A 22,816-nucleotide genomic window follows, 5' to 3' on the forward strand; every position below is an offset into this window, starting at 1 on the left:
AAGCGGGAAAACGAAGTTTAATGTTCATAATCTGGTTCTAACTGCTTGAAAAACCGTATTCCCGATAGAAGCATTGTGTACATTAAGCTCCGCTTTCGGGAATGACAAATAGTTTTGCAATTGGCTCAAGTAACAGGAATATAACATAAAAATCAAGCAAGGGGGGTTATCATGGCCGGAGAACTAAAGGGAATCAGAGTTATTGAAGTGGGGGGCGCCGTTGCCGTACCGATCGTCGGCATGCTGATGGGAAGCTGGGGCGCCGAGGTCATTCACGTTGAACCGCCCGGCAAGGGGGATAACTGGCGGCACGCCCTGGGACAGGGGATGTCGGGATTTGCGAAACCTCATTCGGTCAATTATTACTGGGAACATACCGATCGCAACAAAAAAAGCCTGGCCCTGAATATGGGAACCCCGGAAGGCCAGGCCGTTTTGCATAAACTGGCGGCTACCGCCGACGTTTTTCTGAACAACCTGCGGCCCTATGAGATGGAGAAGTTTCACCTCACTTATGAGCTTCTCTCGAAAATCAATCCCCGGCTTATCTTTGCGAATCTCACAGGATACGGCCAACGCGGCCCCGAGAAAAACACCGGCGGCTACGACTCCGTCGCCTTCTGGGCGCGCAGCGGCGTCATGGATTTGATGCATGATGCGGGGGTCGCGCCCAATATTTCGCGGCCCGGCTACGGCGACAGCATCACGGCGATGAGCCTGCTGGCCGGCATCATGTCCGCCCTCTATATCCGGGAGAAAACCGGGGTGGCCCAGGAACTGGAGATCTCCCTTTATAATACCGCCGTCTGGGCGCTGGGATTCGATATCGCCGGCTGCCTGATCACCGGCGAGGATGCGGTGCGGCCCCAGCGCAAAGAGATGGGCAATCCGATTCGCAATGTCTATGAAACGAGCGATCACCGCTGGATCATGCTGGGCATGACCAACGCCCAGCATTACTGGCCCGGTTTCTGCGCCGCGCTCGACCATCCGGAACTGGAAAATGATCCCCGTTTTGCCACTTATGATGAGCGGTTCAAACGGGCGGAGGAACTCGTGACTATCCTCGATGGGATATTCCGGAGCAGAACATACCGAGAATGGATAGATATTTTAAGCAAGACCAAGCTCGTCTGGTCCCCCGTAACGACGCCGCTGGAAGTCACCCGCGACGGCCAGGCCGCAGCCAATGAATTCTTTGTGGACTGGGACCATCCGAAATACGGCCCGATCAAGGTATTGAACAATCCGATTAAACTGTCCCAAACCAAAGCCGAGATCACCAGCGCGGCGCCCAGGTTGGGGGAGCAATCGGAAGAGATATTGAAGGGCCTGGGTTATGCTGACGGCGAAATTCAGACCATGAAGGCCGCGGGAACGATCGGGTAGGCGATTAACAGGGATGGGGCTTGTGTAAGTGCCTCCGCCGACTTGTTATTTATGGGCAAAAAGGAGGAAAGTCATGTCGGAAGAGATTATTTCCAGCCAATTCGCGAAATTTTCGTGCAATCTTCGTTTCGAAGAACTGAGCGCGGCGCATATCGCCAACATGAAGGGGTACATCCTGGACTGGCTGGGGTCGGCCCATGCGGGCGGGGAACTGCCGTCGGTCAGAATGATCAGGAAGGTTGCCGGCAGCCTCGGCGGCCATCCCGAATCCACGTCTATTCCCGACGCAAAAAAAACGAGCTGTCTATTGGCGGCTTTGGTCAACGGCGCTTCCTCGCATGTAGTAGAGATGGATGATCTGCATCGGGAATCCATTCTTCATCCGGCCTGCGTCATTCTTCCCGTGGTTCTTGCCTTGGGAGAACGGCAGCACGCCTCGGGCCGGGGGCTGATCGTCGCGGCTTCCATCGGTTATGAGATCGCGATCAGAGTGGCCCTTGCCGTCGGCACTGATCATTATAATTATTGGCACACGACTTCGACCTGCGGAACTTACGGGGCCGCAGCGGCGGCGGCCAAATTGCTTTTTCTGAACGAGGAGCAGTTCGTCTGGGCAATGGGTTCAGCAGGAACGCAAGCGGCGGGGCTCTGGGAGTTTCTTGCGGATAATGCGATGAGCAAACAGCTCCACGCGGGCAAGGCGGCGCAAAACGGAATGCTGGCGGCGCTCCTGGCCAGGGAGGGATTCACCGGCGCCCGGAAAATCCTGGAAGGGGGAAAAGGATTTTTTGTTGCCACCTCGAAGAATTTCGACGCGGACAAGTGCACCGACGGCCTGGGAGAGGTCTTTCACAGCGACCGCAATTCCTTGAAGTATTATGCCTCCTGCGGGCACACCCATTCCGCCATCGATGCCGTGCTTCAGGCCACGGGCGGGAAGACCTTCAAGCCCGCGGAAGTAGCGGAAGTCCGCATCCGCGTTTATCAGGCGGCAATCGACCTCCTGGGAGAAATCGAACCGAAGTCGCCGTACCTGGCAAAATTCAATCTGCCCTTCTGTATCGCGACGGCGCTGGCTTACGGCCACGTCCAACTGGGCGACTTCACCGAAGAGAGACTGGGCGATGCCGATTTGCGGGCACTGATGGCCAAGGTCAGTTTTACTGTGGATCCCGGGCTGACAAAGGTCTATCCGCGCAAGTGGCCCGCCGGTGCGACGATCGCGCTTGCCGACGGCCGCCAATTGAGCGCTGAAAACGAGTATCCCAAAGGGGATCCGGAAAACCCTCTGACGGCTTCCGAGCTGATCGTCAAATTCCAGAGCCTGACTGACAAAATACTCTCCGAAAAACAGGCGGACCGGATTGCCGACAGGGTGATGAACCTGGAAAAGATAGCGGACGCAAACGAACTTCTGACATAACGATATTTGGGAGGATTAACAACATGGCAAACAAGGAATTTTTCGGAATTTTTCCCTATCTTGTCACGCCCCTGGATGAACAGGGGAGGCTCAAGGAACAGGTTCTTGCCGATCTCGTCGCTCACCTCATCCGCCAGGGGGTGCATGGCGTCACACCGCTGGGCAGCACCGGCGAGGCGCCTTACCTTGACTGGGCAACAAGAAAGCGAACCATCGAGGTCGTTATGAGCGCAACGGCAGGGCGAGTCCCCGTCGTCGCGGGAATTTGCAGCAATTCCACTCAGGGGGCCATCCAGGAAGCGGCAGAAATCGAAAAGCTGGGAGTGGACGGCATTCTCACGATGATGCCCGGTTACTTCCCGCTGGCCGACGCCCAGGTTGTCGGACATTTCCGCGCCGTCGCCCGTTCGGTATCCTGCCCCATTGTCCTCTATACGAATCCGAAGTTTCAGACCTGGGACTTTACCGTCGAGGCGCTGCGCCAGCTTGCCGAAGAGCCAAACATCCAGTACCTGAAGGATGCCTCCGGGAATGTGGGCAAGCTCGTCTCTCTGGCGTCAACCCTGGGCGGCCGGATCAAAATTTTCAGCGATACTTCTTCCGTTCCCCTGTTCATGTTCCTGATCGGCGGCGTCGGCTGGATGTCCGGCCCCGCCTGCGTGATCCCCAAACAAAGCATTGAGCTGTACGAAACGGCACGGCAGAAGCGCTGGGACGAAGCGGCGCTCCTGCAGATCAAGCAATGGCCGCTTAACCTGGCCTTCCAGAAATTCACCCTGTCGGCCTGCGTAAAGGCGGGTTTGGAGATGCAGGGATTTCCCGTCGGCCCACCCCTGCCGCCGCAAAAGCAGTTGAATGCCGAGGAAAGAAAGGCCCTGGAAAAGATTCTGCGCGATCTCGGAGCGCTTTAGGGCCAATCGGTCAGTCGCACTCCGGCGGACCGACAACCGCTGGTCAATCTATCGAAATCCTCCGGGCATCGCTTTCCGGGTAAGGGTATTCCATCTGTTTGGCCGCTGCCCGCGCGACGGCTTCTCCAAAATGGCGGGCAACAATTTTCAGCGACATGTCGATGCCGGCGGAGATGCCGGCGGAGGTGTAAAGGGCGCCATCTTCAACAAAATGCAGATGCCGCTCGACACGGGTTTTCGGAAACAGCTCCTGCATCCAGGCAAGCGAGCGCCAATGCGTAGTCGCCCGCTTGCCGTCAAGGAGCCCGGCTTTCCCGAGCAACAGGGCGCCGGTGCAGACCGAAGCGAGGGTTTCCACCTGATTGGCGCGCTCGGCAAGCCAGCCGAGGAGCCGCCCGTTGTTCATTTCCGCCCTCGTCCCCCAGCCGCCGGGAACGACGAGGATATCAAGCGGCGGGCAATCGGCGAGTGCATAGTCCGGAACGACCTTCATCCCGCCGGCGGCAACCACAATGTCTTTGGTCTCGGCAACCAGAAAAACGTTGAAGGGAGAGGGCTCTTCCCGCCGTTTTAGCTCGTTCAAGCGGGTCACGGAAAAGACCTCGAAGGGGCCGCAGTAATCAAGCACTTCCACGTCGTTGAAGATAACGATGCCTGTCTGCTTGCGCTTCTCCATAGTTAGTGACTTACTCCTCAACTCCTGCATAAAAAAACAAGAAAATTTTCAGGTATTGCAAAAAATGTCTGCAAATTAAAAGGTTAGAGCCAATTGCAAAACTCCCCATTCTTGTCATTCCCGCAACGATTCTGAGCGGGAATCTGGTTCTAACTGCTTGAAAAAACCATATTCCCGATAGAGACATTATGGACATTAAGCTGCGCTTTCGGGAATGACAAATGGTTTTGCAATTACCTCGTTAGACAAAAATTTTCGGACAGCAGCTTGGAGAAATGGGTTGCGGGCGCCAGCCCGCTTTAGTCTCCCTCAAGGGCTGACCTCCCCGTTGGCCGTTCCCTTTAAAGACGACGGGGCGCTCCCGGTCGCCTGCCGTCATTTCCCGGCGTCAATTTCCGCAAAGACCTCCCGGGCGACTCCCATCGCATCGAGCGCAGCGGGAACACCGCAGTAGATGGCGCTCTGCATGAAAACCTCCATCATTTCCTCTCTGGTCACGCCGTTATTGAGCGCCCCCCGCACATGCAGTCTGATTTCATGCGGGCGGTTCAGCGCCGTCAGCATGGCAAGATTGAGAAAGCTTCTGGTTTTGCGGTCGAGGCCGGGCCTGGTCCAGATCTCGCCCCAGCAGTATTCGGTCACCAGCTCCTGCATCGGGCGGGTAAAGTCATTGGCCGAGCGCAGCGACTTTTCTACGTATTCGTCCCCCAGAACGGCCTTCCTGACGGCCAGCCCCTCTTCATAGCGTTTCTTTTCCATTGTCACGGCTCCTCTTTAATTTGGCTTCATGGCGGCTCTGTCTCTCCTGAGCCCCACCCCGGATTCAATAACCAGTTTTATTCCTGTACCACGGGCGGCAACTTGATGCCCTTGGGGCAGATATTTGCCAGCAGTTCCCGAAATGTTTGCAGTCCCTCCCCGGTCAAGCCGGCACTCTTCATTCTCTCGCTCCCCAGGGCATCCCGGGGATCAACGGCCAGCCGCACGTTTTTCACCAGGGCAGCGGAAGTAACCGGACCGTTCTGAGGAATCGCGGCATCGCACACGCCGCACAGGATGCAGGTTGCGGGAGTCTCAATCCTCGCCGAAACTTCAGGGGAAATTAGCCCATCATGGTGCGGTCCGGTAATGACCCAGGGCAGCACCCGCTTCAGCGCCGCGAAGAAAGGCTCCAAGTCCACAACCAGGTCCTTGAGCTGACGGAACCCAGGCAGCGGCTTGATTTCAAGCTCGCCCCCGTCGCCTGTCACATCTCTTACCAGCGTCTGGCAGGCCAGACGGGAAATGTTTCCAATCTGCATCGCGCAGGAGCCGCAGATGCCGCTGCGGCAGGAGCGTCTAAAGGCAAGCGCCGGATCCTGACGCCTCGCTTTGAGCAACACATCCAGCACGGTCTCGTGCCGCTCCCAGTCAACGGTGAATGTCTGACGGTAAGCAGCATCATTGGTCTGCGGATCGAACCGCTCAATAATTAACCTGAGTTGCATATCAATACCCCCTTTCCTGGGGCTGGAACCGGGTGAAGGCGACAGTGCCCGCTTCATAAATCGGCCGCCCGTCGTCGCCGCGGCGAATCAGCGTGTGGTGCAGCCAGTCGGGGTCATTCCGCCGCGGGTAGTCAATCCGGAAATGGGCGCCGCGACTTTCCGTGCGCCTCCAGGCGGCGCCGGCGGTCATTTCGCTGAGCTCCAGCATGAAGCCCAATTCCATGTGGTCAATGAGCTGCTGGTTAAAGGAATGTTCCCCGGCAGGCACCCGCAGCGCTGCATAGCGGCTGCGCAGGACGGCCAATTCCTCCATTGCCTGCTTAAGTTCAACCCCGGTGCGGAACACTCCCACTTTATCCGTCATGATGCGACCCATGTCCTCCCGGATGGCAAATACCGAGTCATCTGACTGTCGGGGTGCGCCGACGCCGAAATTGGCCTGCCAGTTTGACAACGCCCTCTCTAAGGAAACGCGCGGCCTGGGCGGCATGGGCCGCTTAACCATCTCCAACATGCGCCTGCCGGCCCGGCGGCCGAACACCACCGTTTCCAGCAGGGAGTTGCCCCCCAGGCGATTGGCCCCGTGGACGCTGACGTTTGCCGTCTCGCCGGCGGCCAGTAATCCGGGGATGCTGGTTTCGCAGTCCCGGTTAACCCTGATGCCCCCCATGCTGTAATGCTGGGCGGGCTCAATGGGGATCGGGGTTTGGCTCGAGTCCACTGCGGCGTAAAGATGGGCCAGTTCATTTACCTGGGGCAACAGCCGGTGGATCTTGTCCGCCCCCAGGTGGGTAAGATCGAGATTTATGTAGCCTTCGCCCAGACCTCGCCCATCCTTGATTTCCTGGAAGATGGAGCGGGACACCACGTCCCGGGGCGCCAGCTCCATCTTCTGGGGGGCGTACCGGGCCATGAACCTTTCTCCCGCGGCGTTGCGCAGATAACCGCCATCGCCCCGGGCCGCTTCCGAAATCAGGATGTTGGTGCCATAGAGGGTGGTGGGGTGGAACTGTACGAACTCCATGTCGGACAGGACGGCCCCCGCCCGGTAGGCAATGGCCGTGCCGTCCCCCGTGTTGGCATGGCCGTTGGTAGTCTTACGGAAAATCCTTCCATACCCGCCGGTGGCCAGGAGCGCCACCCGGCAGCGCACTACTTCCAGTCGCCCTGTTGCCAAGTCATAAACCAGAAGTCCCGCCAGACGGCCCTCTTCCAGCAACAGCTCCACCAGATGCCATTCCGGGTAGATGCGCACCCCGGCGGCCAAGGCGCGCTCATACAGGGTATGCAGCACCGCATGACCGGAGATGTCGGCAGAGTAGCACGCCCGCGGAAAACTGGCGCCCCCCAGTGAACGTTGGGCCGGGCGGCCCTCCGGGGTTCGGGACCAGGGCACGCCCATCTGTTCCAGCTTGCGGATTACCTCCGGCCCCTCGGAACAGAGCGTCTCAATGGCGTCCTGATCCCCCAGGTAGTCGCTCCCCTTAACCGTGTCGAACACGTGGTTCTCCACCGAGTCATCCTCTGCCATTGCGGCGTTAAAGCCGCCCTGGGCAGCCCCGCTGTGCGAGCGGGTAGGATAAATCTTGCTGATTAAGGCCACGTCCGTTCCGGGCGGCGCCTCCACGGCTGCCATCAACCCTGTCAGCCCCCCGCCAACGATAACAATGTCATGAAAAATCATTATTTCTTCTCCATGTTTGAGTTTCCCGTACTTGCTTTCAGCCGCGACTTCAGACCCGGAGCAGCAGATGCCTCCCCTTATCGTTGAAAGGTTGCTCTTGCGAATCGCCAAGTTTGCCGTTTGCTATTGCACCTGCCTGATGAGACATGGCTTTTTGTGCTTGCCGATATAAGTCGCCTTGGACTTGCGTGTCAAGAAAATATTGGCCGCCAGAAAATATAATAGATGATGGATTACAAAAATGGCCTGCGCTCCCGGGCAGGTTTCAGCTTAAAAATAGTACCCGACCCGCAGTTCCAGCTTGAAGTCGAAGGGTTTTTCGCCATACTCGCTCCCGACAGCGCCGCGGACAATGCTCGCCTTGAGGCGCAGCTCGAGGTTTGTGATCCCCGCATATGCCACCTCGGGCGAGAGGGTGAAGCTCCGGTCGTTCAGGTTGAGAATTGTAGTCAGCGCCGGGGTAACGTAGAGGAGATCGAAGGGTTCCTTCTGGGAAACCCGCAGGTAGAGGTAGTCCCTCATTGCATTGGGGCGGCCGTACTGCCCCTCGAAGAGCTGGACGGCCTTTTTCAGGGCGGCGTCCCCGCCGCCAGCCGCATAGGTTAGGTACGCGTTTTGTGTAAATCCGAAGAAATCCTCCATTTCGTCCCCGGAAAAGCCCATGCCATTGCGGTAGTATTCCAGGATGTAGGTCGTGTCCCGGGCGGTCAGGTAGCGCGTTCCCAGAAGATAACTCGTCGCATCGAACTCCCGGGGCGTTGCCTTGCCGGAGGAATCCACCAGGTTCACCGGAAAATCCTTAAGGTAGGCGATCTCGCCGTGAATCTCCCAGTTCGTTGTCACGTTCCGGGAAAAATCGGCGCCGAAACGGGTGGTCCGGCTGCCGCCGGTGAGGAACATAAAATCAATGTCCGTGTCGTAGAGAAGGAGGTAGAGCTTCCCGGCGGCATTAATGTAATTATTCTTCCCGAACTCGGAGTTCACGTGGTCGTAAACCGGCTGGAGCACCGGGGTGAAGGAAACGGTTTTCAGCGCCCCATCGAAACTCTTCGTATAGTCGGCCGACAGGGCAAAAACCCCCTCCATCCCCACCTCCGGATCGTCCGGATCCTTGGGACGGTCGATGAATCCCACGGGGTTCCAGGCGTAGCCCTTCCCCCATTTGAAGGTTTTCTTGCCAGCGTCCGTCTTTTGTACCGGAGCAGATTCCGAATCGCGATTTTAAAGAGATTGCCCATGGCCGTTTCCTCCCTTGTTCTTTGCCCCGTTTAGCTTGCCGTCTTCGAGTGTAAAGATGATTTCCGCCTCGCCCACGATCTTTGGGTCGTGGGTTGAGAAGATAAAGGTCGTCTTGAACTCGTCCCGCATCTGCTTCATCAGGTTGAGCACCATGTAGGCTGTATCGTGGTCCAGATTGGCCGTCGGTTCGTCCGCCAGCACCAGCATAGGGTTCGTCACCAGCGCGCGGGCAACGGCCACCCGCTGCTTCTGCCCACCCGAGATCTGGTCGGGCCGCTTGTCCCGCTGATCGGCCATCCCGACATCCGACAACAGGGCGGTTACCCGCTTCTGACGTTCCTGGGCCGAGACCTTCTGCACCATCAAAAGGGGATATTCAATGTTCTCGTAAACCGTCAAAACCGGCAGGAGGTTGAAGTCCTGAAAAATGAAACCGATGGTCTTTCCCCGGAAGGCCGCGCTCGCCTTGCGGTCCAGGGAGGCCACATCGGTGTCGGCAACTCTCATGTTCCCCGCCGTCGGCTTGCCCAAACAGCCGATGAGGTTCAAAAGGGTCGTCTTCCCGCTTCCCGACGGTCCGACAAAGGAGACGAACGAGGCGGGTTCGATCTCGAAACTGACGCCCCGGAGGGCCTGAACCGCCACCTCGCCCACCCGGTATTCCTTGGTTATCTGCTCTGCTGCAATTAAGGCCACTGCTGCCCTCCTTTTATCACGTCATGAAAAATCGCCAAGCCCCGGGGCGGGGGATTACTCTGCGAACAATATCGCCATCGGCTGGATACTTCTTTTATTAATAACCGATTTATTGGGCGTCCCGGCCAAATCTCACGGCCGGGACGGCCGTTCGTCAGTAAGTTAACGTATTCCCCAGCCGGGGGCGAAACCACCCCGCATGCCGGCTCCGCCGCGGGCCATTCCCCGCCCCAGCCCATAAGACTGCACCTTCGCCAACTGCTCAGGCGTCAGAATCTTGCGCGCCTCCAGGCGGTAGGCGGTCAGCTTGTCCATCAATTGATCGCGGAGGTTCCTTCCCTCCTTCTGCAGGGCGAGTATCTTCTCCTGATCCGGCGTCTTGGCCAGCCAGAGATTTCTCAACTCTCCATTTTTGGCGTAGAGCTGGGCCTGGAGGGGCTGGATATCCTTGAGGTGCGCCTCGCGCAGGGCGTTGATCTTCGCGGTCTGCTCAGCCGTCAGATCGAGCCCTCGCGTCGGATCCATCATCCCGTAACCGCCGGGTCCCCTGTCAAACCCGCCCGCCATCCCCCGATAGGCCATCGCCGGGGAGGCCACGACCGCCGCCAGGACGATCACCGCTACTGCTGTTACCACTTTGTGAATGTTAAACTTTGCTTTCATCATTTTTTGTCTCCTTTCAAGAGAATTGTTTGCTTTCTATAACGCAAGCTATGTGCCAATAGCGTGAATAACACTATATCTACATAATCTTATTAGAATTTATATTATAAATCGGCTTGAACCACTGAATCACATGGATACATTATATCCGGCGGCTGTATCCAGTTCGACAAACATCCTGGCAAACAGTATCCACCCCGGAAGAGCGAATCGGCGTTATCCAATTATCGTCTGGAAGATAAGGATGGGGTTGGATTGATTAACGGAAAAGCGGTGCAACGGAACCCTCGAAGAAGATGGCAAAGGCGGCAATCCCGACCAGAAAGGCCCCCAGGGCCGGATAGCGGTTCGCCTTCGTGAAGTTGGCAATGAACAGGATCAGGATGCACGAACCGAAGGCCAGGCAGAAGGGACAATAGGTGTCGTTAACGACCTGGAAACGGACGAGGATGGTCTCCCCGCCCAGGGCTCCGGAAAGGATCATCATGCGCAAGCATTGGACGAAACCGGTCCAACGGGACGCAAGCGGGATAGCCAGCGCCAGAAGACCCGCCATGAAGAGGATCCCGATTATCTTCAGGTCCAATCCCATAAACGTCCCCTGCAGGGAGGAACAAGTGGTTTCGCAGACATCGTAAAAAACCATCAGGCCGATGCCGATGACGGGGAAGAGGACATTGATGATTTTCAAAACACGGTATCTCGTCATTCGCCATCCATTCCTTCCGCAGGGGTCGTCCCGGCAAATGATCCGTTATTGCAGGACCTTGAGGGCGTTAATAATATTATCAACACCGATGAACGTCTTCTTCTGGCCGTTCTTGATAATGACGCAGGTAGGAGTTGCGTTGATTTTGTCCTCCTGCAACAACTTGTTGTAGCGGTCGAAGGCGAACTTGGGATCCCAGACTGCAAAGGCAATTCCCTTTCCCTTGAAGAGCGCCTCGATTAGTTCCTGGGTCGCAATCTCCTTGTTGGTGGAAGCTTCCATGAGGATGCTGCGCACCAGCAAGGCATGTTCAGCGCCGTTGTTTTTCCTAAGGGCGTAAAGAAAATTCCTGGAAAAAAGCGGCGTGAGCCGGTTCAAAGGAACGTCCACCAGGATAAGGCGGATCGCGTTTTTCTTGAGCAGGTCTTTCAGAATCTGGACAGCGCCTGGTTCCATTCCCCGACAGGGGGGGCAAAAATAATCGGTGTAAAGCCGCACTTCTACAGCCCCCGAGCCGAAAGAGGGAAAAGTCTGGTTTCGTGCTTCCGCCCATCCGCTCCCCGCCGCGCTCAACCAGATCAGAAGCAGCGAGAGCACCCCTACCACAGACACCCTTTTTAATCCCATATTTCCCCTCTTATTTCATAAACCTTACGGATACGGCGCAACAGTCGCAAAAACCGTAAATATCTCTTTTTCATTGAAGGGATTCATACGCACATCGCAGCATTTTGTCAATCACAGGATAGCCGTGCTCATCATAAAATTGGCTGCGCCTCCCGCCTATATGCCTGCGCCGACATTGCATCAGAAAAATCCGCCAGGATGTTCATATAATTGATATAGGCGTCGTAGGGCGACGCATAGGGGTTGAAATACTTGTGGACATCCCCGTCGGCAAACCACTTGGTGCACATGTAATAGAAATGGTCGGAGGTTTGAAGCCTTCGCCAGACGCTTAGAATCACGGCATTTTTTGTTTTTCTGACTTTTCGTTCCAGTCCATATAAGGAATCAATGGCGTCTTTCTGCAGGGAGTTTCCGCTCCAGGCCGTCAGATCACGCTCGACATCCGCCCACGACACGGGATTCGGCACATCCAGTTGCGCCGCCGAATCGTTATCCCGGACGACTTCCCGCGGCGTTTGAAACCGAAAGTCCGGATCTTTCAAGACCTCGCCCGGGAACGCCTTAAGGAAGTCAAATATCCCCGTATCCGCCCACTGGTGCTCGCCAAATGTCTCGTAATCCATAAAAAGATTGATCGTCTGGCAGGCGGCATCCGTCCGGTGGAGCCAGCGGGCAAACTTGTCCGCCGTAAGGGGGTATTCCGGCCACTGTCGATTGGAGAAGCGGAAGGCAATGTCATCGGAAAGCCGGTAATTGCGGAGGAGGAGCTTAAGTTTCGTACACCCTGCGGGCTGATAGACATGGTTGGGACTCCGCCATTCGAGGACATGGTCCGCACCCTCGGCGAGGATCGCTTTGTAGCGCATCTTCTCGATGACCCTCGCCAGGTCGTTGCTGTAAATCAGCTCGGTATTTCGGAAGGTCTGGGGCGTCTGACCAAAGAGGGCTTTGATTTTTTCCCCGTGCAGCGCCACCTGCTCCCTGAACTCCCGCAGGGAATACAGAAAGGCCAGGGAGTGGTAATAGGTCTCTCCCAGGAACTCCACACATCCGGTATCGGCCAGCCGCTTGAAGCTGTCGAGAACCTGCGGATTGTACCTCTCCAACTGTTCGAGCATGACACCCGTAATCGAGAAAGAAATCCGGAAATCGCCTCCGTGTTTCCGGATCAGGTCGAGCATGATCCGGTTCGTCGGCAGGTAACATTTCGCGGCCACCTTGTTCAAAATCTGCCGGTTATTTTCCTCATCCTCGTACGAGAGCCCCTGTTTGAAGTCAAAAACGGTAAAATGGCGGTGGCGCAATGGCTGATGAACCTGAAAATAACAGCATACCGAAGGCATCTTCCCTCCTCCCTATTTGCAGAACCTGCGGTAAACCGACAGGATTTTTTCCGCGGCCGCGTTCCAGCGAATGTTTTTCAGTTCTTCCCGCGCTCTGGTCGTCATCTCCATTACCAGAGCCGGATGCCTGAGCGCCCCGATCATCTTGTCGGCCAGTTCATCGACGTCCCAGAAGTTCACTTTCAATGCGTGGTGAAGAATCTCGGAGACCCCCGACTGTTTCGATATGATGACGGGAACATCATAAAGCATGGCTTCCAGAGGCGATATCCCAAAGGGTTCGGAGACGCTCGGCATGACATAGAGATCGCTCATGGCATATATTCGCTCCACCTCTTCGCCCTCCAGAAAGCCGGCAAAATGAAAGTTGCGTCCAATTTTCAACTCGGCCACCCTTTCGATCATCCGGGACATCATGTCTCCGGCGCCGGCCATGATAAAAGTCACGTCCGGGATCTTCTCCAGCACCCTCGCTGCCGCCTCGATGAAGTAGTCGGGCCCCTTTTGAAACGTGATCCTCCCGAGGAAGAGAACAATCTTGGCGCCGGTCCGTTTCTCAACACGGGAAAATAAGCGCCCCTCGCCGCGGGAAACGGCGTTGTGGACAACCGTAATCTTGTCGGGGCTTATGCCGTAGCGGTTCACGATGACATTCTTCGTGTAATGGCTCACGCTGATAATATGATCGGCATTCTCAAGTCCGCAACGCTCGATGTCGTAAACCTGACGATTGACGTTCTCGCCGCTCCGGTCGAATTCCAGGGAGTGGATATGGTAGATATAGGGCCTGCCGCTTACATTCCGGGCCTCGATTCCCGCAGTGACGGTCATCCAATCATGCCCGTGGATGACATCGAAGCTCTCCTTCCCCGCAAGAACACCTGCCGCTCGCCCATAGTCGCTCACTTCCCGGAAGAGGTCGGGGCCATAATCGCCGGCGAGTTCCCCCGTGCCCTGACTCGGCTTCAGATCTGCCAGGATGCCCCGTGAAAAGGGCGCGGCCCCCGGTAGGAGAGTTGCGTATGGCCTCAAGGCAGATTCAATTGCCCTGAATTGTACGGCCTCTGTAAAGATTTTCGTTCCGGAACCGTCGCCCCAAGGGATATCCGACGCCGATACCAGATTCACATGAGATGGACGCTGTTCCCCCCTTATTTTCGGCAGGACGAAAATAACCTCTGCGCCCAATTGGCTCAGTCCCAGAGTGATCCCCAAACAGGCAGTTCCCAGTCCGCCGCTGATATGGGGAGGAAATTCCCAGCCTAACATAAAAACGCGCATTGGTTCTTTCCTCTCTGGCGATATTCTGCAAACGATCGCCTTTATTGGTTCGTAATCTAGACCGACTGACCGCTATTGGACAAGTACTTCGGATCAGTTCGCCATTCCCTTTTACCGTAACATCAGACGCAAAATCAATGCCAATAATCACTGTAAGTCTTGCCCGTTTTTCCTGCCATGGTATTGAGCGGTTACAAAAAAGTTAGAAGGATTATCCAGGAAAAGGGGACGGCATCATGAAACTGTTTCAGACAAAAATAGCCATTCTGAAACGGAAAATCATTATAATTTATTGCCATTTCTTTTTTTAAATGTGAGAGCCAATTGCAAAACTATTTGTCATTCCCGAAAGCGGAGCTTAATGTACACAATGCTTCTATCGGGAATACGGTTTTTCAAGCAGTTAGAACCAGATTATGAACATTAAACTTCGTTTTCCCGCTTAAAATCATTGCGGTAATGACAGAATGTGAGAGTTTTGCAATTGCCTCGTGAGTAAATGGAAATCTTTCAGGAGGCTATTATGCTTGATCCGGCTATCATAACCTTTACGTCCGATGAATATATGCAGATAAAGAGGATCGTCCTTGACAGAGACACGCCCGACACCCTCGCTTTCGAAGATTATCGACAAGCGGTGTGAACTGTTCACAAACAAACCGGGCGTCATGAAAAACGCGCTCGACGTCTAAGCGGCGGTCAATACAACGAAAATAATTGCCTTGACAAGACGTTGGTTATTTGGCATAAGGGCCACAAGTTAGCGATCCGACGGGGCGAAAAGATGATAACCTTCTACAAAGCGGAATTAAGGGTAAAAGTTGTCAAGGCGATGGCCCATCCAGTGCGTCTGATGGTCATCGAATTTCTCCAGGGCAGAGAGCGCTCCTTTTCAGAAATATTCAAACTGTTTCAATTCGATAAATCCACAATCTCCAAACACCTGCTCGTTCTTAAGGAATCAGGGGTCATTTCTTCACGGAAAACCGGGAGGGAAATGATCTATAAACTCGAAGTCCCGTGTGCTGTGGATTTCTTCCGGTGCGCCAATGTTATCATTAAAGACAGAGTAAATAAGGAACTGCAGTTTCTGAGCAGATAATTTTTTTTGCTTCATTGTTGGCCGAAATGGCATATTACCATTTATAAAACGATGTAATGATTGGATGTTAAAAACTTTTGCTGACAAGAAGCTTGAAGGTTAGATGGGGATGGCTGATTTCTGGAGCGGGAAAATCCCCTGCTGGAATTTTTTAGGGTGCACATAAGGTGTTTATTCGCGCTGTGCAGCCCATAAAGACACGGAACGCCCCTGCTGGGAGGTTGCCGGAACTGAGTGCAGGAACATCCTCAATTTCGATTGGGAATGTCGGGATTGCAAGGTTATCAAGCTCTACGGTTCCATGGATTGCGACCCTTCACGGGAAGGCAGAATGGGAGATGAAAATGCGAAACTATAACAAGCCATCCCCGGCACTTAGTCGCATTTTCATATAAGCGACCAGGGCATTCATTTTGCTGCTGGCCAGACACATTAAACTAAGGAGGTTCGTATGCGGAAAGTTTTTAGAAAGGGAACTTTATTTGGTTTCATGATGTTGGTTTTGGCAGGCGCTGTTATCATGGGCGGCACATTGCCGACGATATCGGCTCAAGCCGCCGGGCTTGCCTCTATCTCAGGTACGGTAAATGATGTCAAGGGCGCCGGCGTGAAGGGCGCTGTCGTAACCGTGGCGGGACAGAAGGCAAAGGCCACCACGGCGGCCAACGGCTCATTCAAGCTTACCGGCGTGGCTCCCGGTTCGGCGTTTCTCTACGTAAAAACGCCTTCCGCGGTTTACTTGGACGGCGAAACTCTGAAGGCCGTCCCGGTAAAAGCCGGCGCCAACGTATCCGGCGTGGCGATAACCCTTTCGGGTCGCCCCAGCGCAACCGCCACCTATGTGGGAGGGAAGAGTTGCGCCGGGTGCCACGATGAAAAATTATCCAAGGCCCTTGACGGCACGCCCCATGCGTCCATCCACTCGCGCTTCGTGAACGAGGGGACAAGCCACATGATTTACAAGAACATGTGGCCGGAGCCGAACAGCAAATACCTGCCCCGGGATCCCAAGGGCAAGCTGCTCATGGTGCAAGACCCCCTGGACGGCAAGGGCCTGGTCAATCTGGCTCTCTGCACGAAAGGCGACGAACCCAATCGTCAGTACCTCTTCAAGTTTTACCCCGAGCAGAAAGATAAAGCCTCCCGGGCCGAAGCCGAACTGGATTGCTCGGATACCGCAGGCGCCGTCTGGATTCCCATTGCCGCCACAATCGGCGGCGAGGGCAACTGGGGCGAAGGGTACACCGACCCCAATCACAAGATTGCCGACCGTTACCCGAACTTCGGCGAGGGGAAACAGCGCTACATGGCCAGAATCCAGGACGTGCCGTATATCGTGAAGTGGATGAAGGAGAACAACGTCTCCCGGGAAGGCCAGAAACAGGATTACATCGACTACATGCCGGTCTTCATCATGCAGGACGGCACGCCTGTGGGTTCAAAGGTACTGGCAAAAGGCGAGCTCGGCGCCCCGATGTTCAGGCAGAAGTCACCGAAGAAATGGGCCACTCCGGACAACACCCTCTCGCGGAACTGCGCCGGATGCCACGCCACCGGAGTCAAGATACAAACAAAGGACTTCAAAGACTACAAGACCGTCGTCATCGACTGGGATTACAAGGACCTGAATACAACCTGCGAGCGGTGCCACGGGCCTGGTTCGGATCATGCGAAGACATCCGACAAGACGAAGATCATCACGCCCAAATATCTGACGGCAAAAGCGGGCAACGAGCTCTGCGGCCAGTGCCATGGAAACCACGACGGCAGGAGCATAACCCCGGCGGGGGTGTACAAACCCGCCTATGATGGCAACTACAAGGACACCCTCGGTCATGGATTCTTCGTCCCGGGCGTGTACAACATCGAGACGTTTTTTGCGAACTACGACAAACCCACACCCAGGCTTGTACCTGACTGGAAGGAAGGCTCATTCGCCTCCTGGCCTGATCAGACCCACGGTCGTTCGCACTCCATGGAGCTTTCCGAGCTGCACAGATCCGTCCATTATAACAACAAGTCCGAAAAGCTCACATGTTACACCTGTCACGACGCCCATACCCTGGATGCAGGGCCGGCATCGCTTAAGATTGGCGGCTACGATTTCACCAACGCGGCATACGGAAACAACACCCTCTGCCTGGCCTGCCACGCGGAAAGCGGCCAGTTCAAAGATATCTCCAAGACCGATGTGGCGGCACTCCAGCTTGACGCGGGCCGCAAGGTGAAGAAAGACGGAGCAGCCGTCGCGGTGAAAGCCGAAGACGCCGTAATGGCACGCAACAGGGTCGCCCGATCCGTGGCCAAACACATGCAGACGGGGGCCGCCATGGGCGGGGCTCTCTATACGCCGGATGACCCGCAGATGCCGGTGGGCAACTGCGCATCCTGCCACATGGCGAAGATCGGCAAGCTGCAGGATATCAACGTGGATGCCATGTACCACCTGGACTTCGACAAGAACGGGAAGAGCGCCGTGGCCGAGGGCAACGTCGCGTCCCACGTCTTCGACATCGTCTGGCCTGGTCAGAGCTCGATCCTGAAGAACCCCGATCCGTCGAAGGGCCACGACTACGACATCATGCCGAACTCGTGCAGCAAGTGTCATGCCTTTGCCAGGACCAGCGGCGATCTGGATTAACTATTTAATCTTTCTTTATCAGTGCCGGGGACAAAGTTGCAACTGTCCCCGGCAACCCTTCCAATTAACAACCCCGCCGCAAGCGGCGGAGTTGTCGCTCCCTCAGGCAATACACAACCTGTACTTCAAAACAAGAATCGCTTGATTCCGCATGTTTCGCAAATGATTGATTTTGATTGGAATCGTTAAACCGCTTTGGGGTTTTTGCTTTTGCGAATCCAGCGGCCTGCAAGCCAAAACCCGAGGGATAAGGCAACCAGCAGCAGAAAGAACGTTATTTCAGTTGGTTCCAAGATGAACTCGTCTTGTATATCAAGATGAGAAACCCCGGGGATGCTCTTTTATTGCGCTACGATTTCAAAGGAATAAAAAAACAATAAAACCGTTTTCTGCCTGGGGTAAGGAAGAAAATGAAGAACTACAAGGGGGAGGACCCGCGGCCAGCGGTTTGAATTTTTATAACACACGAGCCAATTGCAAAACTATTTGTCATTCCCGAAAGCGGAGCTTAATGTACACAATGCTTCTATCGGGAATACGGTTTTTCAAGCAGTTAGAACCAGATTATGAACATTAAACTTCGTTTTCCCGCTTAAAATCATTGCGGGAATGACAGAATGTGAGAGTTTTGCAATTGCCTCACACATTTAAAAAACACATTTAAAAAACCCTTGACAAGCAACCGAGGCTTGCTTAATATATGCTTTCAAGCGCAGATAAGCATATAATAAACCCGGAGGGGAGGTACCAAAAAATGAAAAAAGAAGCAGAACTCTTCAAGATTTTTGCCGATCCAACGCGTTTGAAGCTGGCCGCGCTCCTGTCAATCAAGGAGGAAATTTGTGTCTGCACGCTTGCGCAGGCGCTTAACGAACCGGAGTACAAGATTTCGCGGCACATCGGGATCATGCGGGCGGCTAAACTGGTGGAAGCCCGGCGCAGGGGAACGTGGATGTACTACAGAATGGTGGCGCCAAGCAGTCACATAGAGGAATGTCTCTCTCATCTGTTCCGCGAATGCCTGACGGAGCATCCGGAGGTGATTGCCTGCCTGGGGCGGCTGGATGAGGCGCAGTGCAACGATCCGGGGCGAACGGCAAAGCGCCGAACAGGCAACTGTCTTGCCGATTCCCCGATAACAGGTGGAACCGGCAAGCGGGAGAACCGCGAACATTAATGAAAACCAGAAGGAGGGCATAAGGTATGGCTGGGGAACAAATAGGCAAACAACTTTCTTTTCTCGATCGGTTTCTGACATTATGGATCTTTCTCGCCATGTTTGTGGGGGTGGGCTGGGGGTATCTCTTCCCCGGCGTCGTAGGCTTCTGGAGCCGGTTTCAATCGGGAACGACGAATATTCCCATTGCGATAGGGCTCATCCTGATGATGTACCCGCCCCTTGCAAAGGTAAAATACGAGGAACTCGGCGAGGTATTCAAGAACTACAGGATCCTGGGCCTGTCGCTGGTTCAGAACTGGGTGGTAGGCCCGGTGCTCATGTTTCTTCTTGCCGTCCTGTTCTTAGGCGGCTATCCGGAATACATGGTGGGCCTGATCATGATCGGCCTGGCCCGCTGCATCGCCATGGTCATCGTCTGGAACGATCTGGCAAAGGGCGATACGGAGTACTGCGCGGGGCTTGTCGCCTTCAACGCCATCTTCCAGGTCCTGTTCTTTTCCGTCTATGCCTATATCTTCATCACCGTCCTGCCTCCCCTCCTCGGCCTCAAGGGGGTGCAGGTGAACGTCACGATCGGCCAGATCGCCGAGAGCGTCTTCATTTATCTCGGCATTCCTTTCATTGCAGGCGTCCTCACCCGTTTCATTCTGATCCGTGTCAAGGACAAGAAATGGTATCATGAAAGGTTCATCCCGAAAATCAGTCCGATTACACTGATCGCGCTCCTCTTCACCATTCTTGTCATGTTCTCTCTCAAGGGCGAGTATATTGTTAAGATCCCTCTCGATGTTGTGCGGATCGCCATCCCGCTCCTCATTTACTTTGTCGTCATGTTCGCGCTATCGTTCTACATGAGCCACAAGGCCGGGGCCAATTACGGCCAGGCGGCCACCCTCTCCTTTACCGCCTCATCCAACAATTTCGAGCTGGCCATTGCCGTCGCGGTTGCGGTCTTCGGCATCAACTCGGGCGCCGCCTTCGCGGCCGTCATCGGCCCGCTGGTGGAGGTGCCGGTGCTGATCAACCTGGTGCACCTGTCCCTGTGGATAAAAAGGAAATACTTTCCCTATGAGGTCAAGACGCCGAAAGGCGTGTGCTATGTCAGTTGCAAACCATAAAACATGCCACGCACCGCAGCTTGACAAGAAAAGACCCGGGGTTCGTGAAGAGAGGATTTGGGGAATGAAAAAAAATGAGTTGATTGTCTATGAGGGCGCTATGTGCTGCTCGACAGGTGTCTGCGGACCGGAACCGGACCGCACGCTGATCGAGTTTAACGAGACGCTGAAGCGACTGACCGGCGAGTGCGGCGACAGCCTGAAGATTATACGGGCCAGCCTGACTTTTGACAGTTTCATTTTTATGGCCCACCCGGAAATCGCCCGGCTGGTCAAGGAGGGAGGACCAGGGGTTCTGCCGATCACAACGCTTAACGGCGAAATCATCGCCGGGCAGAAGTATTTGAACTATGAGACATTGAAAGCGGCAATCGAAGAGAAAAGCAACGATGTCAGGTGAAAACGAGGCGACATTTACCGCACCCGTGATGAACCTAAAGCGGCAAAATGCTGTCGAAACAAGAATGCGGAAGGAGCAAAATGATTAGGGATTTGATCATACCCACTAAAAATACGGTAAAGTTTGTTTTTTTCAGCGGCAAGGGCGGGGTCGGCAAAAGCACGATGAGTTGCGCTGCGGCGGTCTGGCTGGCCAATGCCGGATACAAGACGCTGCTTGTCACGACCGATCCGGCGCCGAATCTGGCGGACATCTTTGGTCAGCAGATCGGCCATCATGTCACGCCGATCCGGAATCTGAAGAATCTCCATGCCATCGAGATCGATCCCGACAAGGCGTCGGAGGAATACCGGGAGAGGATCGTGGCCCCCCTGCGGGAGCTTCTGGATGAGAAAAACATGAATGTCGTCAGGGAGCAGTTGAAGAGCCCCTGCGTGGAGGAAGTAGCGGCCTTCGACAAGTTCATCGAATTCATGGACGATCCCGACTATGAAGTGGTCGTGTTCGACACGGCGCCGACGGGGCACACCATCCGCCTTCTGGAGCTTCCAAGCGGCTGGACAGAGACCCTGAACGAAAACGCCGCCACCTGCATCGGACCGGGGGCATCCCTCCAGGGCGCGAAGGCGAAATACGAGAAGGCGATCTCGTACCTCCAGGACCGTAACCGCACCTCCTTCGTTTTTGTCCTGAAACCGGAGAACTCGTCCATTCTCGAGACGAAGCGAAGCGGGGCGGAGTTATCCAAACTGGGCATTGCCACCACTTTCCTCATCGTAAACGGGCTTTTGCCCGAAGAGGCCTGCACCGATGACTTCTTCCGGAAGAAAAAGCAGGAAGAGGGGCGAATTGTAGCGCGCATCGAATCCGAGTTCGCCGGTCTGGAGAAGGTCTATTATCCCCTGCGGGATGGGGAGGTCGCGGGGATAGAGATGCTCCAGGCCTTAGGTCGCTTCGTCTATGAGGAGAAAGCAGAGCAGCCCAAACCGGCCCAAGCCGAATCAGCGGTTTTTGCCGCCGACGGCACGCAGGCGTACCGGGAAGAAAACTGCCATGACCTCCTGCGGCCCGTCAACGGACAGCGTTTCATCTTCTTCACGGGAAAGGGCGGCGTGGGCAAGAGCACCATCGCCAGCGCCACCGCCCTGTTCATGGCGGATCAGGGATACAAGACCCTCATCGTCACCACCGATCCGGCGTCCCATCTCCACGACATCTTCGGCCAGGAGGTCAACCATGCGCCCGCAAGGATCTCAGGCGTGGACAACCTCTATGCGGCGCGGATCGATCAGCGCCAAGCCCTGGAGGAGTACAAGGCGCGGATTCTGGAAGCCATCAAGGAGCAGGGCGAGGAAACGCAGAAATCCGTGGCGGAGGATCTGAACTCGCCCTGCGCCGAGGAGATGGCCGCTTTCGAGAAATTCATGAGCTATTTTGAGAGCAACGGATACGACGTCACCGTCTTCGATACGGCGCCTACCGGTCACACATTGCGCCTGCTGGAATTACCGACCGACTGGAAAGGGTTTATCGATCTGGGCACCCTGACCAAGCAGACATCCGAGGCCACGCAGAACAAATACGCCGACGTGATCGAAAAGATGCGCAATCCGGACAAGAGCGCCTTCGTTTTCGTCATGTATCCCGAATACACCCCGATTGTCGAGGCATGGCGGGCCTCCGAGGACCTGAAGAAGCAGGTGGGCATCGAAACGGCGCTGGTCGCCGTCAATTACATTTTACCCCGGGATGCGGGGAACAACGCCTTCTTCGACCGGCGGCGGAAACAGCAGGAAAAGTACCTGGCGGAAATCGCAGAGCGTTTCCACAAGCCGCTGCTCTTCGCGCCCCTGCTCGATTGCGAACCGAAGGGGAAGGAAACGCTCCGAGAACTGGGCAAGGAGCTGTGCGGCGCTCACTGACGAACGGCAGTAAATGGCCGGCCACGGACGTAGATGATGCGAAGCTCGGCGCGATCAGTCTGCCGGCGCAGAGCCGTTTTCCCAGTTCGAGGGCGGCCTTGATCCGGGCGACCTTCGCCGGACCGAGGCCGGGTACCTTCCGCAGCTCCTCGCTGTGGGTGCGGTCGATCCCGTCGAGTCCCCGGAATTCCTTCAGGAGCGAAAGGGCGACCGTCTGCGCCCCTTCGGCCTGATCTTTATTTCTTCCGTAAAATTCCTTAAGATCCGCAACCCATTTTTACAACTAACGGGGTTCACGACACTTTCCCACTCACTTCGGTCT

At 55.4% G+C, this 22,816-nt stretch carries 21 protein-coding genes; 10 read left to right on the forward strand and 11 right to left on the reverse strand.

Annotated features, from left to right (window positions below):
• The first annotated feature begins 171 nt into the window (after positions 1-171).
• The 3 genes from K0B01_03520 to K0B01_03530 all read left to right on the forward strand — a co-directional run bounded on the left by K0B01_03520 (position 172) and on the right by K0B01_03530 (position 3,723).
• Positions 172-1,389 (forward strand): CoA transferase, encoded by a 1,218-nt coding sequence (locus K0B01_03520; GenBank protein ID MBW6485204.1) that lies wholly within the window; start codon positions 172-174, stop codon positions 1,387-1,389.
• A gap of 73 nt (positions 1,390-1,462) precedes the next feature.
• Complete coding sequence (locus K0B01_03525; GenBank protein MBW6485205.1) at positions 1,463-2,812, forward strand: MmgE/PrpD family protein; 1,350 nt, start codon at positions 1,463-1,465, stop codon at positions 2,810-2,812.
• A 23-nt stretch (positions 2,813-2,835) separates the two neighbouring features.
• The gene (locus K0B01_03530; protein ID MBW6485206.1) at positions 2,836-3,723 is read left to right on the forward strand and encodes a dihydrodipicolinate synthase family protein; all 888 of its coding nucleotides are present in this window, start codon (positions 2,836-2,838) and stop codon (positions 3,721-3,723) included.
• Between the two features lie 43 nt (positions 3,724-3,766).
• Here K0B01_03530 and K0B01_03535 read toward each other — a convergent pair whose 3' ends face one another.
• From K0B01_03535 to K0B01_03585, 11 genes are all read right to left on the reverse strand, one after another.
• On the reverse strand, positions 3,767-4,429 hold the full coding sequence (locus K0B01_03535; GenBank protein ID MBW6485207.1) for a DJ-1/PfpI family protein: 663 nt from the start codon (positions 4,427-4,429) through the stop codon (positions 3,767-3,769).
• Between the two features lie 345 nt (positions 4,430-4,774).
• Positions 4,775-5,158 (reverse strand): 4-carboxymuconolactone decarboxylase, encoded by a 384-nt coding sequence (gene pcaC, locus K0B01_03540; GenBank protein ID MBW6485208.1) that lies wholly within the window; start codon positions 5,156-5,158, stop codon positions 4,775-4,777.
• A 77-nt stretch (positions 5,159-5,235) separates the two neighbouring features.
• Positions 5,236-5,886, reverse strand: coding sequence for a 2Fe-2S iron-sulfur cluster binding domain-containing protein (locus K0B01_03545; protein ID MBW6485209.1), 651 nt, complete (start codon positions 5,884-5,886; stop codon positions 5,236-5,238).
• Between the two features lies 1 nt (position 5,887).
• Complete coding sequence (locus K0B01_03550) at positions 5,888-7,570, reverse strand: FAD-binding protein (GenBank protein ID MBW6485210.1); 1,683 nt, start codon at positions 7,568-7,570, stop codon at positions 5,888-5,890.
• A 270-nt stretch (positions 7,571-7,840) separates the two neighbouring features.
• Positions 7,841-8,704 carry a hypothetical protein gene (locus K0B01_03555; protein ID MBW6485211.1) on the reverse strand — a complete coding sequence of 288 codons (864 nt, stop codon included), beginning with the start codon at positions 8,702-8,704 and terminating at the stop codon, positions 7,841-7,843.
• Between the two features lie 87 nt (positions 8,705-8,791).
• Positions 8,792-9,505 carry an ABC transporter ATP-binding protein gene (locus tag K0B01_03560; GenBank protein ID MBW6485212.1) on the reverse strand — a complete coding sequence of 238 codons (714 nt, stop codon included), beginning with the start codon at positions 9,503-9,505 and terminating at the stop codon, positions 8,792-8,794.
• Positions 9,506-9,667: 162 nt separating this feature from the next.
• Positions 9,668-10,171, reverse strand: a complete 504-nt coding sequence (locus K0B01_03565) for a Spy/CpxP family protein refolding chaperone (protein MBW6485213.1) — start codon at positions 10,169-10,171, stop codon at positions 9,668-9,670.
• 256 nt (positions 10,172-10,427) lie between these two features.
• A complete protein-coding gene (locus tag K0B01_03570) occupies positions 10,428-10,877 on the reverse strand; it encodes a hypothetical protein (protein MBW6485214.1) in 450 nt (149 codons plus the stop codon).
• Between the two features lie 45 nt (positions 10,878-10,922).
• Positions 10,923-11,504 (reverse strand): DsbA family protein, encoded by a 582-nt coding sequence (locus K0B01_03575; GenBank protein MBW6485215.1) that lies wholly within the window; start codon positions 11,502-11,504, stop codon positions 10,923-10,925.
• A 131-nt stretch (positions 11,505-11,635) separates the two neighbouring features.
• Positions 11,636-12,850, reverse strand: coding sequence for a glycoside hydrolase family 57 protein (locus tag K0B01_03580; GenBank protein ID MBW6485216.1), 1,215 nt, complete (start codon positions 12,848-12,850; stop codon positions 11,636-11,638).
• Positions 12,851-12,862: 12 nt separating this feature from the next.
• Positions 12,863-14,131, reverse strand: a complete 1,269-nt coding sequence (locus K0B01_03585; GenBank protein ID MBW6485217.1) for a glycosyltransferase family 4 protein — start codon at positions 14,129-14,131, stop codon at positions 12,863-12,865.
• A 784-nt stretch (positions 14,132-14,915) separates the two neighbouring features.
• Here K0B01_03585 and K0B01_03590 point away from each other — a divergent pair.
• The 7 genes from K0B01_03590 (at position 14,916) to K0B01_03620 (ending at position 22,727) form a co-directional block, all read left to right on the forward strand.
• Positions 14,916-15,233, forward strand: coding sequence for a metalloregulator ArsR/SmtB family transcription factor (locus K0B01_03590; GenBank protein MBW6485218.1), 318 nt, complete (start codon positions 14,916-14,918; stop codon positions 15,231-15,233).
• A gap of 451 nt (positions 15,234-15,684) precedes the next feature.
• On the forward strand, positions 15,685-17,874 hold the full coding sequence (locus K0B01_03595; protein MBW6485219.1) for a carboxypeptidase regulatory-like domain-containing protein: 2,190 nt from the start codon (positions 15,685-15,687) through the stop codon (positions 17,872-17,874).
• Positions 17,875-18,628: 754 nt separating this feature from the next.
• Complete coding sequence (locus K0B01_03600) at positions 18,629-19,051, forward strand: metalloregulator ArsR/SmtB family transcription factor (GenBank protein MBW6485220.1); 423 nt, start codon at positions 18,629-18,631, stop codon at positions 19,049-19,051.
• 26 nt (positions 19,052-19,077) lie between these two features.
• The gene (gene arsB, locus K0B01_03605) at positions 19,078-20,172 is read left to right on the forward strand and encodes an ACR3 family arsenite efflux transporter (protein MBW6485221.1); all 1,095 of its coding nucleotides are present in this window, start codon (positions 19,078-19,080) and stop codon (positions 20,170-20,172) included.
• Positions 20,173-20,236: 64 nt separating this feature from the next.
• On the forward strand, positions 20,237-20,572 hold the full coding sequence (locus K0B01_03610) for an arsenic metallochaperone ArsD family protein (GenBank protein ID MBW6485222.1): 336 nt from the start codon (positions 20,237-20,239) through the stop codon (positions 20,570-20,572).
• 80 nt (positions 20,573-20,652) lie between these two features.
• A complete protein-coding gene (locus tag K0B01_03615; protein MBW6485223.1) occupies positions 20,653-22,494 on the forward strand; it encodes a TRC40/GET3/ArsA family transport-energizing ATPase in 1,842 nt (613 codons plus the stop codon).
• Complete coding sequence (locus tag K0B01_03620) at positions 22,479-22,727, forward strand: hypothetical protein (GenBank protein ID MBW6485224.1); 249 nt, start codon at positions 22,479-22,481, stop codon at positions 22,725-22,727. Before K0B01_03615 ends, K0B01_03620 begins: the two co-directional genes overlap by 16 nt.
• The last annotated feature ends 89 nt before the right edge of the window (positions 22,728-22,816 follow it).

The organism is Syntrophobacterales bacterium (genome assembly GCA_019429105.1).
Classification (GTDB): Bacteria; Desulfobacterota; Syntrophia; order Syntrophales; family UBA5619; genus DYTH01.

Bases quoted from the DNA above. Each gene is read 5' to 3' on its own strand.
- K0B01_03520 (MBW6485204.1), top strand. From the start codon at position 172: ATGGCCGGAGAACTAAAGGGAATCAGAGTTATTGAAGTGGGGGGCGCC.
- K0B01_03525 (MBW6485205.1), top strand. From the start codon at position 1,463: ATGTCGGAAGAGATTATTTCCAGCCAATTCGCGAAATTTTCGTGCAAT.
- K0B01_03530 (MBW6485206.1), top strand. From the start codon at position 2,836: ATGGCAAACAAGGAATTTTTCGGAATTTTTCCCTATCTTGTCACGCCC.
- K0B01_03535 (MBW6485207.1), bottom strand. From the start codon at position 4,429: ATGCAGGAGTTGAGGAGTAAGTCACTAACTATGGAGAAGCGCAAGCAG.
- pcaC (MBW6485208.1), bottom strand. From the start codon at position 5,158: ATGGAAAAGAAACGCTATGAAGAGGGGCTGGCCGTCAGGAAGGCCGTT.
- K0B01_03545 (MBW6485209.1), bottom strand. From the start codon at position 5,886: ATGCAACTCAGGTTAATTATTGAGCGGTTCGATCCGCAGACCAATGAT.
- K0B01_03550 (MBW6485210.1), bottom strand. From the start codon at position 7,570: ATGATTTTTCATGACATTGTTATCGTTGGCGGGGGGCTGACAGGGTTG.
- K0B01_03565 (MBW6485213.1), bottom strand. From the start codon at position 10,171: ATGATGAAAGCAAAGTTTAACATTCACAAAGTGGTAACAGCAGTAGCG.
- K0B01_03570 (MBW6485214.1), bottom strand. From the start codon at position 10,877: ATGACGAGATACCGTGTTTTGAAAATCATCAATGTCCTCTTCCCCGTC.
- K0B01_03575 (MBW6485215.1), bottom strand. From the start codon at position 11,504: ATGGGATTAAAAAGGGTGTCTGTGGTAGGGGTGCTCTCGCTGCTTCTG.
- K0B01_03580 (MBW6485216.1), bottom strand. From the start codon at position 12,850: ATGCCTTCGGTATGCTGTTATTTTCAGGTTCATCAGCCATTGCGCCAC.
- K0B01_03585 (MBW6485217.1), bottom strand. From the start codon at position 14,131: ATGCGCGTTTTTATGTTAGGCTGGGAATTTCCTCCCCATATCAGCGGC.
- K0B01_03590 (MBW6485218.1), top strand. From the start codon at position 14,916: ATGATAACCTTCTACAAAGCGGAATTAAGGGTAAAAGTTGTCAAGGCG.
- K0B01_03595 (MBW6485219.1), top strand. From the start codon at position 15,685: ATGCGGAAAGTTTTTAGAAAGGGAACTTTATTTGGTTTCATGATGTTG.
- K0B01_03600 (MBW6485220.1), top strand. From the start codon at position 18,629: ATGAAAAAAGAAGCAGAACTCTTCAAGATTTTTGCCGATCCAACGCGT.
- arsB (MBW6485221.1), top strand. From the start codon at position 19,078: ATGGCTGGGGAACAAATAGGCAAACAACTTTCTTTTCTCGATCGGTTT.
- K0B01_03610 (MBW6485222.1), top strand. From the start codon at position 20,237: ATGAAAAAAAATGAGTTGATTGTCTATGAGGGCGCTATGTGCTGCTCG.
- K0B01_03615 (MBW6485223.1), top strand. From the start codon at position 20,653: ATGATTAGGGATTTGATCATACCCACTAAAAATACGGTAAAGTTTGTT.